Genomic DNA, 14171 nt, shown 5'->3' with positions numbered 1-14171 from the left:
GCCCGACGATACACTCCGCCACCGCGGAGCCCTGCGACCACCAAGGGAGGACGGCGATGGGCGGACCCCTGCGCGTCTCACCGGCCGAGCTCGCCGACGGAGCGTCCGGCGGGCCGCTGTTCGACGAGGACGGCGCCGTCCCCGTCCCGCTCGTCGCCGTCGATCTGGACGGCGCGGCGGACGGCGAGCTCGCCGGACGGGCGGCCCGGCACGCTCGCGAGGCCGACCGGATCATGATCGGCGTGCTGCCCCCCGGCGCGCCCCCGCCCCCTCCCGAACTCCTGGACGCCCTCGACCTCACCCTCACCGGCCCGGACGTCGGCGCCGGACGGGAGACGGTCGCCGTGCCCGACCCCGAAAGGACGCTCCGCGAGCTGGACGCGGCGGCGGCGCGCAACCCGCAGGCCGCCCTGGTGCTGCGGGACGTGCTCCGGACGACGCCGCTGCTGCCCGTCCAGGCCGCGCTGGACGTCGAGTCCTACGCCTACTCCACCCTGCTCGGCGGCCCGGAGTTCGCGCGCTGGCTCACCGCGCGCGGCCCGCGCCCGCTGCCGCCCTCCGTCCCGGACCCGGTCCTGGTCGAACGGACCGGCGACGGGCTCCGCATCACCCTCAACCGGCCGGAGCGGCGCAACGCCTACGGCCGGCAGCTCCGCGACGCGCTCACCGACGCGCTCCGGCTCGCCCTCCTCGACGACGGGATCGCCCGCGTCGTGCTGGAGGGGGCGGGGCCGTCGTTCTGCGCGGGCGGCGACCTGGACGAGTTCGGCACCACCCCCGACCTGGCCACCGCGCACCTGATCCGCACCCGCGGCGGCGCCGGGCGGCTCGTCCACCGGCTGCGCGACCGGATCGAGGTGCGCGTCCACGGCGCCTGCGTCGGCGCGGGCATCGAGATCCCCGCGTTCGCCGGGACGCTGGTCGCCGCCCCGGACGCCGCGTTCCGGCTGCCGGAGGTGGCGATGGGGCTGATCCCGGGAGCGGGCGGGACGGTGAGCATCCCGCGCCGCGCCGGCCGCTGGCGCACCCTCTACCTGGCGCTGTCGGGCACGGCGATCGACGCCGCCACCGCCCGCCACTGGGGCCTGGTCGACGGCTGAAGCCGCTCGGTCAGGAGGCCATGACCGAGTCGGCGGCCATGCCGTCGGTGCTGACGAACCGGTGCTCGAACAGCCACCGGTCGCCCACGGGCACCAGCGTGTCGCGGTAACGGCCCCAGTGGTCGGGGCCGTGCGCGTTCATCACCAGGAAGTAGGCCGCCGTCCGGACCCGCTCCGGGGTGACCTCCTCGAACCGCACGTTGGCCACGAAGTGCCGGATGATCCCCGGGACGCCGCGGCTCGGGGCCGAACCGCGCTCGGCCACCCCCGACAGCATCGCCGTGATCGCCTCCCGTCCGGCCAGGGTCTCGCCGCTGCGCAGCTCCAGCACGCCGTCCTCGGTGAACGTCGCGGCCAGGTCCTCGATCCGGCCCCGGTCCCCGGCGTGGGTGTAGGCGGCCAGCGTGTCGCGGACGCGCTCGCGCGCCACCAGTTCCCAGGTCTCCACGGGCCCTCCCCAGTGATCGTCCGCGGCGAGTGTACTTCGCGCCCGATCCGGGGCCGCGAGGAGGGGATCACGACGGCTGACAGGTGGAGCACCAGACGGTCCGGCGGCCGGAGACGCGGCGGCTGGACAGGGGCGTGCCGCAGCGGGGGCAGGGGGCCTCGGGCTCGTCCCGGACGCCGGTGAGCCAGGTGTCGCGCGGCGGGACCCGCTCGGCCCGCACGGAGTCCCGCAGCACCTTGCGCATCGCGCGGTGCAGCGCGTCCAGGTCCTTCTCGTCCAGGTCGGCGGCGCCGCGGAGCGGGTTGACGCGGGCGCGCCAGCAGATCTCGTCGGCCAGCAGGTTGCCCAGGCCCGCGATGAGGGACTGGTCGGTCAGCGCCGTCTTGAGCCTCGCGCGCCGGCCCGACAGCAGCTCCCCGAGGCGCCGCCGCGTGACCTGGAGCGCGTCCGGGCCGAGATCGTCCAGCGTCCGCTGGGCCTGCGCCCGGTCGGCCGCGAGGTGGACGCCCTGGAGCTTGCGCATGTCGCGGAAGCGCAGCTCGCCGTCGTCAAGGCGCCACGCGACCCGGTCGTGCGGGTGCCTCGCCTCGCCCGCCGGATGCCAGGACAGCGAGCCTGTCATGCCGAAGTGCAGCATCAGCACGGGCCCCTCGGCCGGAGCGAGCAGCCATTTGCCGTGCCGTCGCGGATGCTCGAAGCGGTGCCCGCGCAGGGCGTCGCCCAGCCCGCGCTCGCCGACGCCGCGCAGGACGCCCGTGTCGTACACGCGCACGGACCTGATGGGCTCGCCGGCGTGCTCGTCCAGTACCCGGCGGAATCCCTCCACGTCAGGGAGCTCCGGCATACGGTCGGCGTACCCGCCGGCCGCCGTTCAACCCCGGGCGGGGGTCAGGCCCCGGTCATGAAGTCCGCGACCAGCTCGGCCGGGTTGGCGGCCTCGGTGAGCTCGAACATCTCGTCGGGGGCGAACATGTCGTAGAGGATCACCGGCACCGGGCGCCCCAGGGCCTTGACGATGCGGCCGTCGGAGTGGAGCCGCGCGGCCAGATCGACGCACAGCTCGTGGAACCGCCGGTCGAGCCGCTCATCGCGCCCGTCGCGCTCGTCCTCGGACAGGTCGTCGCCGTCCTCGTACCAGAGGCCCTGGTCGGCCGCCTCCCGCCGGTGCAGTTCGGCGCCGGCCGGGTCGTGCTCGGGATCGTGCCCGGCGATGCGGACGCCCTCCAGTCCGGACGGCGGGAAGTAGGCGTAGCTCCAGCGCGCCTCCCACGGGCCGGGCGGGTTCGGCGCGGCGAGCACCGCCGCCACCTCGGCCTCGGTGTTGTAGCCGACGGCCAGGTAGGGGAACCGGGCGTCCTGGTCGACGCTGTCGATCCGGAAGGTGACGCAGTAGATCCCCGGCCCCGCGTCGCCGGGAAACTCCTCCAGGGCCCGCAGCGTCTCCTGCTCCATGTGCCGCCGGAAGGTCGTCGGGGGTGTCGCCATGCCGGAACTCTAGTGCCGGACGATCAGCGGCTGTCGCGCCTCGCCTGGCGGCGCGCCCCCATGGCCTTGCTGGACGCGCGCTGCTTGGGCAGGACGGGCTGCGAGGGCGCGCGGTCGTGCGTCTGGGATCGCATCCTGCGCCCGGCGGTGTCCTCCGGGACGGCCCGGGCGGGGCCGGGGTCGCGGCCCGCGCGGGCGTTCCGGAGCCGCTCGGCCTTGAGGTCGGCGGCGCTGCGCCGGGCCGCCTTGGCCACGTAGCGGCTCACCCGCGCCAGCGCGTCCTCGAACACCTCGGCCTTCTGGGCGTTGCGGGTGTTGCCGGGCCGGGCGGCGCCGCGTCCGCCGACCTCCTCGACACGGGACGCGGCGGCCCGCCGGTACTGCTTGACGTGCTTGTTGCGGGCACGCCGGACACGGTCGTGCACCTCCAGAAGATCGTCCTCGCCCAAGTCCTCCAGGCGCTCCCGCTCCGTCTCGCGGACCAGGGCCTGCTCGTTGTCCGTCATCGAGTTGATCAGCGCCTTCATCGCGCCCCCCTCGGGATCCACCGGTATGGCCGGTCCTGCCCACCGGTGCCGCGTCCACACCGGGACGACCCGTTTTCGGCCCGCGCCGGACGCGGCGCCTATACTCCGCCGTGCGGATGGTTCACCCGTCCCCGGTGGAACGGGGCGGGTGTCGTAAGAGGGAACCCGGTGGGAATCCGGGACTGCCCCGCAGCGGTGAACGGGAACGACCGCCGTCTATGGCACTGGGCCGCACCGGCCTGGGAAGCGACGGCCAGTAGGACGCGACTGCGACAGCAGGCGCGGCGCCCGTGAGTCCGAAGACCTGCCTCCGCCCGCGCGCCGGCCGGCGCGCGGTGGTCCGTGGCTCCGCGGGAGGGCCCGGGACGCGGCGGCGCGCCCGCCGCGCTCCGCCCTTCCGTGTCGCCGCGGTGATGGCACGCGAGGGAGAGACGCCATGAACACGACCGTGCTCGGCTACCCGAGGATCGGCGGGCGCCGGGAGCTGAAGAAGGCCACCGAGGCGTACTGGGAGGGCCGCGCCGGCGCCGCGGAACTCGCCGAGACGGCGGCGGGCCTGCGCCGCGAGACCTGGGAGACGCTGCGCGAGGCGGGGGTCGGCCTCATCCCGTCCAACACCTTCTCGCTGTACGACCAGATGCTCGACACGTCCGTGATGGTGGACGCGGTGCCCGACCGGTTCCGGCACCTGCGGGGGCTGGACGCCTACTTCGCGATGGCGCGCGGAGCCGAGGGCGTGGCGCCGCTGGAGATGACCAAGTGGTTCGACACCAACTATCACTACATCGTCCCTGAGGCCGGGCCCGGTACCCGGTTCCGCCTGGCCGACGGCGCGCGGGCCAAGCCGCTCGCCGAGTACGGCGAGGCCCGCGCGCTCGGCATCGAGACCCGGCCGGTGCTGGTCGGCCCGCTGACCTACCTGCTGCTGTCCAAGCCCGAGCCCGGGGCGCCGGACGGCTTCCGCCCGCTCGACCTGCTCGACTCCCTCGTGGAGGTGTACGCCGAGCTGCTGGAACGGCTGGCCGGGGCGGGCGCGGAATGGGTGCAGCTGGACGAGCCCGCGCTGGCCGCCGACCGCACCCCCGGCGAGCTGGCGGCGCTGCGCCGCGCCTACGACCGCCTGGCGGGCCTGCCGTCCCGGCCGCGGCTGCTGGTGAGCACCTGCTTCGGTGAGATCGGCGAGGCGCTGCCGGTGCTGGCGGCCACCCGGGTCGAGGCGATCGGGCTCGACCTCGTCGCCGGGCCGGGCAACCGGGAGGCGCTGGGCGCCATCGGCGGCATCGGCGCCAAGACCCTGGTCGCCGGGGTCGTGGACGGCCGGAACGTGTGGCGCGCCGACCTGAACGCGGCCATGGCCGGCTGCGCCTCGCTGCTGGGCCTGGCCGCCGAGCTGGTGGTGAGCACCTCCTGCTCGCTGATGCACGTCCCCCTCGACCTCGACGCCGAGACCGGCCCGGACGGCGGCGGCCTGGACCCGCGGCTGGCCGGGCGGCTGGCGTTCGCCCGGCAGAAGGCCGGAGAGGTCGTCCTCATCGGCAGGGCGCTGCGCGAGGGCCGGGACGCGATCGCCGGGCACCTCACCGGGCCCGCCCCGGACGGGGAGTTCGTCAACGCCCGGGTGCGGGCCAGGCTGGACGCCCTCGGCGACGGCACCGCTCGCCGCGACCACGCCGAGCGCAGGCGGGCGCAGCTCGACCTGCCGCCGCTGCCCACCACGACGATCGGCTCGTTCCCGCAGACCGCCGGGGTGCGGCGCGCCCGGGCCGACCACCGCGCGGGCCGGATCGACGACACGGCCTACGAGGCCGTGATGCGGACCGAGATCGACCGGGTGCTGGCCCTCCAGGAGGACATCGGGCTGGACGTCCTCGTGCACGGCGAACCCGAACGCAACGACATGGTGCAGTACTTCGCCGAGCGCCTGGACGGCTACGCGCACACCGTGCACGGCTGGGTCCAGTCGTACGGCAGCCGGTACGTGCGCCCGCCGATCCTCTTCGGGGACGTGTCGAGGCCCGAGCCGATGACCGTCCCGTGGACGACCTACGCCCAGTCCCGCACGACCAGGCCGGTCAAGGGCATGCTCACTGGTCCGGTCACCATGCTGGCCTGGTCGTTCGTCCGCACCGACCAGCCCCTGGCCGAGACCGCCCGCCAGGTCGCGCTGGCCCTGCGCGAGGAGATCCGCGACCTGGAGGCCGCCGGCATCCGGGTCATCCAGGTGGACGAGCCCGCGCTGCGCGAGCTCCTGCCGCTGCGGCGCGCCGGGCACGCCGCCTACCTGGACTGGGCGGTCGGCGCGTTCCGGCTGGCCACCTGCGGCGCCGCCGCGTCCACGCAGATCCACACGCACATGTGCTATTCGGAGTTCGGCGAGATCATCGACGCGATCGGCGCGCTGGACGCCGACGTCGCCAGCGTCGAGGCCGCCCGGTCCCGCATGGAGCTGCTGGCCGACCTGAACACCGCCGGTTACCGGCAGTCCATCGGCCCCGGCGTGTACGACATCCACTCGCCGCGCGTGCCCGGCGTGGCGGAGATGGAGGAGGCGCTGCGCCGCGCGCTGCGGGCGGTGGACGCCGACCGGCTCTGGGTCAATCCCGACTGCGGCCTGAAGACCCGCGCGTACGGCGAGGTGGAGCCGGCCCTGCGCAACATGGTCGCCGCGGCCCGCCGCGTCCGGGAGACGCTGGAGGAGCCGGGCGTGCCGCGGAAGTTCTGAGTCCGGGGCCGCCGGGCCCCGGGCCCGGCGGCGCCGGTCACCGGCACGCCCGGACTTGCAAGCGGGCGTGCCGGTTCGGCAAGTTGGAGGCATGGACGAACTGGACGACGTGCTGGCCGCGGTGGGGCCGCGCCTGCGGGAGCTCCGCCGCGGGCGCGGCGTCACCCTGGCCCGCGTCGCGGAACTGACCGGCATCTCCGAGAGCACGCTGTCCCGGCTGGAGAGCGGCCGGCGGCGGCCCAACCTGGAGCTGCTGCTCCCGCTGGCCCGCGTGTACGGGGTCGCGCTGGACGAGCTGGTCGGGGCGCCGCAGACCGGGGATCCGCGGGTGCACTTCAGCCCGGTGCGCCGGCACGGGCGGACGTTCATCCCGCTGACCCGGCGGGCCGGCGGGCTGCAGGCGTACAAGATGATCATCCCGGGGCAGGACGGGACGGCCGTGCCCGATCCGAAGACGCACGAGGGCTACGAGTGGCTCTACGTCCTCGACGGCCGGCTCCGCCTCGTTCTCGGCGACCGGGAACTGGTCATGAAGCCGGGGGAGGCGGCGGAGTTCGACACCCACGTCCCGCACTGGATGGGCGCCGCGGACGCCGGGCCGGTCGAGCTGCTCATCCTCTTCGGCAGCCAGGGCGAGCGGGCCCACGTGCGCGCCCGTCCCGCCTGAGCCGGGCGGGCGGCGCGCGCCGGTCACGCCGGGGCGGCGGACGGCAGGAAGAGCGCGGTGACCGTGGCGATGACGCGGGTGGTCGCGAACGTCGCGGTCCCGGCGCGCAGCCTGCGTCCCGCACGCGTGGGGGAGATGGTGACGTCGACCCATTCCCCCTCCCGCGCGGTGCCGAGCAGGTCGCACGACAGGTTGACGGTGATCAGCGGGACCGGGGGATCGCTGCGGGTGGCCAGGGCCCGCCCGATCGCCACGTCGCCGATCGCGGCGATCGCGCCGCCGTGCAGGAAGCCGCGCGCGTTCATCTTGGGCCCGTCGACGGTGAAGCCGACGTGCAGCGGATCGGTGGGGTGCTGCTCGAAACCGCCGATGGCGGTGAGCAGCGGGCTCGGGCGCTCCCACGGAACGAACCCCGGCCGCCCCGCCCTGTCCTCGGTCATGTCTCCTCCGGAGAGTCGAGGCCGCCCGCACGGGACGACGCCCGGGTGGCGTCGCGGAGACCGTGCAGCGACGCGGTGAAGGTGAGGCGGAAACGGCGGTCGCACTCCTCGGATCCGCCGCCGAGCAGCCCGGACGCTTCGAGGCCGACCAGGCCCTGCACGACGGCGAAGAGGCCGACGGCGACGTCCCTGGCCGCTCCCTTCGGCCGTCCGGGGCCCAGCAGCGCCGCGACCCGGCCGACCACGACCCCGTAGATCGCCTCCGCCGACCGCACGTCCTGCTCGCCGGGGCTGAACTCGGCGAACGGCCGGGAGAACATCACCTCGTACAGCGCCGGGTGCCGGCGGGCGAACGAGCGCACCGCGAACGCGAGCGCGACCACGTCCGCCTCGGGATCGCCGGTGGCCTCCAGGGCCCGCAGGTCCGCGGCGAGCCGGGCGAAGCCCGCGGCGAAGATCGCCCGGATCAGCCCCGGCTTGCCGCCGAACAGCTCGTTCACCGCCGCCAGCGACGTGCCGCCGCCGGCCGCGACGGCACGGGTGGTCACGGCCCCGGTCCCGCCCTCGGCCAGCAGCCGGGTCGCGACCGAGAGCAGTTCGTCCCGCAGCGCGCCCGTGCGCACCTTCCGCCGTCCCACCGGGCCACCGTAACCGATTTCGGATCAGCGATCCAGAAAACGGCGGCCCGGCGGGCCCGGTCAGATGACCAGGCTGAGCGCCATCACCAGGACCAGCCCGCTCACCGAGATCAGCGTCTCCATCACCGACCAGGACTTGATGTTCTGCCCGACGGTCAGCCCGAAGTACTCCTTGACCAGCCAGAACCCCGCGTCGTTCACGTGGGAGAAGAACAGCGAGCCGGCGCCGATGGCCAGCACCAGCAGCGAGGTCTCGCCGGTGTCGAGGGTGGTGACCAGGGGCGCCAGGATGCCCGAGGCGGTGACGGTCGCGACCGTGGCCGACCCGGTGGCCAGGCGGATCAGCACGGCGACCAGCCAGGCCAGCAGGAACACCGACAGCGCGCTGTCGTCCACCCAGTCGGCGACGAGCTTGCCGATGCCGGTGTCGACCAGGGTCTGCTTGAACCCGCCGCCCGCCGCGACGATCAGCAGGATGCCGGCGATCGGCGGCAGCGACCGCTCCAGCGAGGTGGCGATCGCCTGCCGGTCCATGCCCGAGCCGAGGCCGAAGGTGAACATCGCGACGACGACGGCGATGAGCAGCGCCACCAGCGGCGTGCCGAGGTAGTCGAGCACGGTGCGGACGCCGTTGCCCTCGTCCAGGAAGATCTCGGCGAGGGCCTTGCCCATCATCAGGGCGACCGGCAGCAGCACGGTGACCAGGGTGACCCCGAACGAGGGCCGGCGGACGGCGCCCGCGAGGCCGTCCTTCCCCTTGGCGGCGCCCGCGGCACCGCCGTCCTCGGCCTTCCCCTTGACGGCGTCCCCGGCGGGGGCCTGCGCGGTGTCGTACAGGGCGGGGGCGGGGACGTCCACCCAGCGGGCCGCGTACTTGGCGAACAGCGGCCCGGAGACGGCGATGGTGGGCAGCGCGACCAGCACGCCCAGCCCGAGGGTGACGCCGAGGTCGGCCTTCAGGGCGTCGATCGCGACGAGCGGGCCCGGATGGGGCGGGACGAGGCCGTGCATGGCCGACAGCCCGGCCAGCGCCGGCACCCCGATCTGGATCAGCGACAGCCCGGAGCGGCGGGCGACCAGGAAGATGACCGGCATCAGCAGCACCAGGCCGATCTCGAAGAACATCGGCAGCCCGATCAGCGCGCCGACCAGCGCCATCGCCCAGGGCAGGGTGCGCGGCCCGGACCGGCCCACGATCGTGTCGACGATCTGGTCGGCGCCGCCGGAGTCGGCCAGCAGCTTGCCGAACATCGCGCCGAGTGCGATGAGGGCGCCGACGCCGGCCGCGGTGCTGCCGAAGCCCTCGGCGAAGCTCTCGACCGTGTCGGCCATCGGCAGCCCGGCGAGGGCCCCGACCAGCAGCGAGCCGACGGTCAGGCTCAGGAACGGGTGCACCTTGAGGTAGGTGATCAGCGCGATGATCAGCACGATGCCGGCGAGCGCCGCCGGCACGAGCCGTCCGCTCGTTGCGGTCTGCGCCGCGGCGAGCGCGGTGAGGTCCATGGCTCATCTCCTCTGGTTCTCCGGGGACCGGGTCCCGGATGGGGGGTGGGGGAGCGCCCGGTCAGGGCCGGGTGCGGCCGGGGGAGGCCGCGGCGAGGTAGGCGTCCACCAACCGCTCGACGGGGGCGTCGAGGTCGAGGACGATCCCGTGCTCGTCCGGCCCGAGCGGCTCCAGGGTCTGGAACTGGGAGTCCACGAGCGAGGCCGGCATGAAGTGGCCCGGCCGCGCCGCCACCCGCCGCCGCACGGCCTCGGGGTCGCCGTGCAGGTGCACGAAGGCGACCTCGGGGGTCCGCTCGCGGAACAGGTCGCGGTAGCCGCGCTTGAGGGCGGAGCAGGTCACCACGCCGCCGGTGCGCGCGTGCTCGGCGAGCCAGGCCGCGATCGCCCGCAGCCACGGCAGCCGGTCGGCGTCGTCGAGCGGGACGCCCGCCGACATCTTGGCGATGTTGGCCGGGCCGTGGAAGTCGTCCGCGTCGGCGAACGCCACCCCCAGCCGCCGGCTCAGCGCCGTGCCGAACGTCGTCTTCCCCGACCCCGCGACGCCCATGACGACCAGCAGCGGGGCGGGGGACGCGGGCGGGGGCGCGGGGGCGGGGCGGGCGGACATCGGGACGACCTTTCAGCTGATGTTTGCGTGAGTGTGGCATGTATCATCAGCTTTTAACAAGATGTCAGCCTAAAAGATCTGATCTTTAGCCCGCGAAGCCGCTACCTGCGGCTCAGTCATGTGATGATTGGGGATCATGGCGGACAACGGCCCGGTGAGCGGCCTGCACGGCAGCGTCCTCGACCGGCTCGGCATGCTGATCACCTCCGCGGACCTGCGCCCCGGCGAGGTGCTGCGGATCGAGCAGCTGGAGTCCCGCTTCGGGGTGTCCCGGTCGGTGATCCGCGAGGCGATCCGGGTGCTGGAGTCGATGGGCATGGTGACCAGCCGCCGCCGGGTCGGCATCACGGTCGCCCCGCGCACCGGCTGGAACCTGCTCGACCCGCGCATCATCGGATGGCGCCTGGACGGCGGCGGACGGGACGAGCAGCTCCGGTCGCTCGGCGAGCTGCGCCGCGGCGTCGAACCGGTCGCCGCAGCCCTGGCGGCCGTGCGCGCCACCCCCGCCCAGTGCGGCACGCTGACCGGCGCGGTCATGCAGATGTCGGTGCACGGCAGGTCCGGCGACCTGGAGGCCTACCTGGAGGCCGACATCCTCTTCCACCGCACGCTGCTGGAGGCCTCCGGCAACGAGATGCTGGCGGCGCTCACCAATGTCGTCGCCGCGGTGCTGACCGGCCGGACCCACCACCACCTGATGCCCGCGCACCCGGAGCCGACCGCGATCCGCTGGCACGCGGAGGTGGCGCAGGCCGTCCAGTCCCGTGACGCGGCGGCCGCCGAACGCGCCATGCGCGACATCGTCGAAGAGGCGACCCAGGCGATGCTCGGCCCCGACACCTCGAACCACCCCGCCCCCGAGCCGGCCTGACGGGACCCGGCCATGGGACGGTGATGGCCGCCACCGCGATGGCGGACGGCGGTGCGCCGAACGCCACGCGGGGCGCTGCAGGTGTCGCCGAGCCCCGGGCCAAGGCGCAGCGCCCGTATTCTGCGCGGCGACAACTCACCGGTCGGCAATGCGCTCGCGCGGGGCCTGAAGCCGCTTTGAGATAGGCCCCGGCGTGGCGGGCCGCGCGACAGCAACGTGCCGCGCGCCCGATGAGCTGGCCGAGCAGCGACCATCGCGGCGAGCAGGCCGGGCGGGGCGCTGGCGCGGCGCCGGCCTCGCTCACCGACCGTCCCCAGCACGGCCGCACGCGCCCGCCAGCGGGCTGCCTGCAAGGTCGCCACCCGGCGGAACGCTCGATCGGCTCGTCGATCCGTGCCACCGCGGGGTTCCAGCCGGCGGGGAGCCGGTGGCGGCGGGTGCCACGCCGACCCTGAAACACCGGCGTGCGGGTCACATGGCCGTGGAGCGCCGTAGCCCGGCGTCGGCGACCGGATGGTGATGACCCTTCGAGCCCGCCCAGCAGTGCGGCGAATGACTCGCGGCGGCGGGCTCCATCGGGCAGGGACGCGATGCAGAGGGCGGAAGGCCTGGGGGACGGGGGGTGGTGGGTGCCAGGCATCTCTGCCTGGCCGGGACGCGAGAGAGGGGTGAGGCGGGGGCGGGGCGCCGTTCGGATGCCGGGTGTGCCCGCCGCCGTCCGCGAGCCGTCGGGACCCACCAGATGGTCCCTCAACGCCCGTCCGCGGGCCGGGGACGGAAGGTCAGACCCGGTCGGCCGCGATGAGGAGGTACTGGAAGCTCCCGCTCTTGTAGGCGTCGAGGAAGGCCGACTCGATGCCGGTGGCCAGCGTGGACTTGGCGCGCAGCTCCCAGTACGGGATGGTGGCCGCCGTGAGGTCCACGACACCGGCGGGGATCAGGCGGTTGGCCGACAGCTCCCTGAAATAGGTGCTGCGCGGGTGGACGTCGCAGATGTAGTGCGCGTTGATCTGGCTGACGGCCCTGGACGGGAGCCCGTAGGCGTCGTTGTAGCAGCCGGTGATGCACACGTACCGGCCGCCGCGGCGCAGCTGCCGGGCGTGCTCGGCGAACAGCAGGGCCAGCTCGACGTACATCGTGCTCTCGTTGTTCCAGATGGCCTGGAACGCGCCCGTCTCGAAACCGGTGTCGAGCATGTTCCGCAGGTGGAAGCGCACTTTGTCGTCCACGCCGCGCTGCTTGGACTGGTCGTTGGCGAAGGCGACCTGGGACTCGGAGATGGAGATCCCGTCCACCTCGCAGCCGAACCGGCGGTTGACCACGAGGCTGGAGCCCCCGCGCCCGGAGCCGGCGTCCAGGACGCGGTCCGCGGACGTGAGCGGCCCTAGATGGCTCATCAGGAACTCGGTCTGGGCGCACTCGAGGCGGTGCAGCTCCTTGATGGTCCTTTCCTCGCGGGTGTCCTCCGGGCCTTCGAGGACCGACCAGTCGACATCGCCCACCCCGTAGTGGTGGTGGTAGATGCCGTCCACGTCCCCCAGCCTCAGGTTGACGGGGTTCTTCTCAGCGTTCCAGTAGTCGGCGACGGAGCGCTGGTAGAGGCTGTCGAGCACGGGGAGCGTAGGGGAGGAGGTCATGTACACCTTTCCTTTCGTGGGGATCGTCACTTGTAGCGGTCAGAGGAGGCGTGCCATTCGAGACCTCCCGCCATCCATGACTGCACGCCCTGCAGGAACCGCTGGAGCTCGGGGGACGGGATGCTCGCCAGCTCCTTCTGGCTGGCCTCGAATCCGCGGACGAAGTCGTTGTGCAGGGCGACGGCCGATTCGATCGCCTCGGGGAGCGGGCAGTTCTCCTCTTCGGCGATGAGCAGGACGACGTTGCAGTCCGGCAGGTCGTCGGCGGCCTCCCGCTCCACGGAGTGGAGGTCGTTCACGATGACCGACGCCGTGCCCGCCTGCATGACGGCGCGGTGCACCCTGGGCTCGTAGAAGAGGTCGGCGCCCAGGTGGTAGCCGCCCACGATGTCGATCAGCGTCATCGACGTGTAGAAGCTGTCGTGCTGCCGCGCCGCGAGGTAGCGCCACACCGGGGGGAGCTCGCCGAGGTGCCGCCAGGCCGCGTAGGCGGTCCAGCTCACGTACATCTGGAAGGTGGTGTTGCAGATCCGCATGACCTGGGACGGGGAGGCGTGGCGGCGCAGGTGCGCGGTGGCCGACGCGAACGCCCGGAGGACCGGGTCGGCCTCCAGGGCCTCGTCGAGCTGCCGGGTGTACTTGCCGGCGGGCGGGGGCGCGTCCATCGCCGACATCACCAGCGCGAGGCGCGGGGGCAGTTTCGTCGGGGTGGCCCCGAGCTCGCTCTCGTCCGCGTAGTAGTCGTCGCTGGCCCACCAGGCGGCGTTCACCTGGGCCCCGAGCAGCAGCAGGTCGACGTCGTCGGTGTCGGCGTGGCAGAGCGTGGAGAGCCGCCCGAACCCGGCGTTGCGGAACTGCTCCAGGTGGCCGGCGTAGATCCCGACCTCCTCGGCCCAGGCCACCAGCCGGTCGTTGACCTCGCGGGCGAGGACGTCGTCGATCCGCGCCGTGATCGGGCAGTACAGCGGTGAGAACGACCCGTCGCCCCATGGCCGCTCGGCGTAACCGGGGGACACCGGGCCGCCCACGCGCGCCGTCTGGGGCCGGTAGGGCGACGGGGGGCCGCCGCATTCGCCCGCGTCCACGGCCGTGAAGGGGATGCGGGGCACGTGGAGGCCGCCCAGCGTGCCGCCCAGCGCGCCGGTCAGCGCGTCGGACAGGACGCCGGGCAGATCGCCGGGCGGGAAGCCGTCCGGGAGGCCGGGCGGAAGGGGGGACGGGAGGCCCGAGGGAACGGGGGACGGGAGGTCGGAGGAGCCGGACGAAGCCGCGTCGGACACGTCACCGGCGGGCTCGGGGACGCTCGGGCGGAGCAGGTCCACGACGCGGGCGGCCGCCGTTCCCAGCCCCGACGGGCCGTGCGGAAGCCGGCCCAGCCCCGCCGCCGGCGTCTCGGCCCGCACCTCCGGCACCCGCTCCGGCACCGGCTCCGGAGGCGTCTCCGCGATCGTGCCGTCGGCGCCGGGCGCGGGTACCTCACGTGTCTCAACCATGCTCTCCTGCCTCAGGCATCGGGGGCTCGG

Annotated in this window: 14 protein-coding genes and 1 riboswitch; of the genes, 4 read left to right on the top strand and 10 right to left on the bottom strand. The window is 74.2% G+C overall.

Annotated elements, in window-relative coordinates; genetic code table 11:
• Positions 1–56: 56 nt before the first annotated feature.
• Positions 57–1100, top strand: coding sequence for an enoyl-CoA hydratase/isomerase family protein (locus tag ACZ466_RS01565; RefSeq protein ID WP_378280859.1), 1044 nt, complete (start codon positions 57–59; stop codon positions 1098–1100).
• Positions 1101–1110: 10 nt separating this feature from the next.
• Here the strand turns inward: ACZ466_RS01565 and ACZ466_RS01560 are convergent, their stop codons facing one another.
• The 4 genes from ACZ466_RS01560 to ACZ466_RS01545 all read right to left on the bottom strand — a co-directional run bounded on the left by ACZ466_RS01560 (position 1111) and on the right by ACZ466_RS01545 (position 3560).
• On the bottom strand, positions 1111–1548 hold the full coding sequence (locus ACZ466_RS01560; protein ID WP_378280860.1) for a nuclear transport factor 2 family protein: 438 nt from the start codon (positions 1546–1548) through the stop codon (positions 1111–1113).
• 67 nt (positions 1549–1615) lie between these two features.
• Positions 1616–2392 (bottom strand): Fpg/Nei family DNA glycosylase, encoded by a 777-nt coding sequence (locus tag ACZ466_RS01555; RefSeq protein ID WP_378280861.1) that lies wholly within the window; start codon positions 2390–2392, stop codon positions 1616–1618.
• A gap of 44 nt (positions 2393–2436) precedes the next feature.
• Positions 2437–3033, bottom strand: coding sequence for a hypothetical protein (locus ACZ466_RS01550; protein ID WP_378280862.1), 597 nt, complete (start codon positions 3031–3033; stop codon positions 2437–2439).
• A gap of 23 nt (positions 3034–3056) precedes the next feature.
• Positions 3057–3560 carry a hypothetical protein gene (locus ACZ466_RS01545; protein ID WP_464042690.1) on the bottom strand — a complete coding sequence of 168 codons (504 nt, stop codon included), beginning with the start codon at positions 3558–3560 and terminating at the stop codon, positions 3057–3059.
• Between the two features lie 99 nt (positions 3561–3659).
• Positions 3660–3886, top strand: a riboswitch (cobalamin riboswitch).
• 110 nt (positions 3887–3996) lie between these two features.
• Between ACZ466_RS01545 and metE the strand changes: the two genes are divergently transcribed.
• A complete protein-coding gene (gene metE / locus ACZ466_RS01540) occupies positions 3997–6282 on the top strand; it encodes a 5-methyltetrahydropteroyltriglutamate--homocysteine S-methyltransferase (RefSeq protein ID WP_378280864.1) in 2286 nt (761 codons plus the stop codon).
• A gap of 91 nt (positions 6283–6373) precedes the next feature.
• Positions 6374–6949 (top strand): helix-turn-helix domain-containing protein, encoded by a 576-nt coding sequence (locus tag ACZ466_RS01535; RefSeq protein ID WP_378280865.1) that lies wholly within the window; start codon positions 6374–6376, stop codon positions 6947–6949.
• A 23-nt stretch (positions 6950–6972) separates the two neighbouring features.
• On the opposite strand, the gene ACZ466_RS01530 is transcribed toward ACZ466_RS01535, so the two are convergent.
• The 4 genes from ACZ466_RS01530 to ACZ466_RS01515 all read right to left on the bottom strand — a co-directional run bounded on the left by ACZ466_RS01530 (position 6973) and on the right by ACZ466_RS01515 (position 10140).
• Positions 6973–7389, bottom strand: coding sequence for a PaaI family thioesterase (locus tag ACZ466_RS01530; RefSeq protein ID WP_378280866.1), 417 nt, complete (start codon positions 7387–7389; stop codon positions 6973–6975).
• A complete protein-coding gene (locus tag ACZ466_RS01525) occupies positions 7386–8027 on the bottom strand; it encodes a TetR/AcrR family transcriptional regulator (RefSeq protein ID WP_378280867.1) in 642 nt (213 codons plus the stop codon). The genes ACZ466_RS01530 and ACZ466_RS01525 overlap by 4 nt, the downstream gene beginning before the upstream one ends.
• A gap of 60 nt (positions 8028–8087) precedes the next feature.
• Entirely contained in the window at positions 8088–9530 is a 1443-nt protein-coding gene (locus tag ACZ466_RS01520; RefSeq protein ID WP_378280868.1) for a GntP family permease, read from the bottom strand.
• A gap of 61 nt (positions 9531–9591) precedes the next feature.
• The gene (locus ACZ466_RS01515) at positions 9592–10140 is read right to left on the bottom strand and encodes a gluconokinase (protein ID WP_378280869.1); all 549 of its coding nucleotides are present in this window, start codon (positions 10138–10140) and stop codon (positions 9592–9594) included.
• A gap of 136 nt (positions 10141–10276) precedes the next feature.
• On the opposite strand from ACZ466_RS01515, the gene ACZ466_RS01510 reads away from it, so the two are divergent.
• The gene (locus tag ACZ466_RS01510; protein ID WP_378280870.1) at positions 10277–11011 is read left to right on the top strand and encodes a FadR/GntR family transcriptional regulator; all 735 of its coding nucleotides are present in this window, start codon (positions 10277–10279) and stop codon (positions 11009–11011) included.
• Between the two features lie 782 nt (positions 11012–11793).
• Here ACZ466_RS01510 and ACZ466_RS01505 read toward each other — a convergent pair.
• Entirely contained in the window at positions 11794–12648 is an 855-nt protein-coding gene (locus tag ACZ466_RS01505; RefSeq protein ID WP_378280871.1) for a geranyl diphosphate 2-C-methyltransferase, read from the bottom strand.
• A 26-nt stretch (positions 12649–12674) separates the two neighbouring features.
• Positions 12675–14141: a family 2 encapsulin nanocompartment cargo protein terpene cyclase gene (locus tag ACZ466_RS01500; RefSeq protein ID WP_378280872.1), complete on the bottom strand. Its 1467-nt coding sequence runs from the start codon at positions 14139–14141 to the stop codon at positions 12675–12677.
• Positions 14142–14171: the final 30 nt, after the last annotated feature.

This window comes from Actinomadura rugatobispora, from assembly GCF_055379765.1.
Note: the sequence above shows the minus strand (reverse complement) of the source record. Positions and strands in the feature narration are given on the sequence as shown.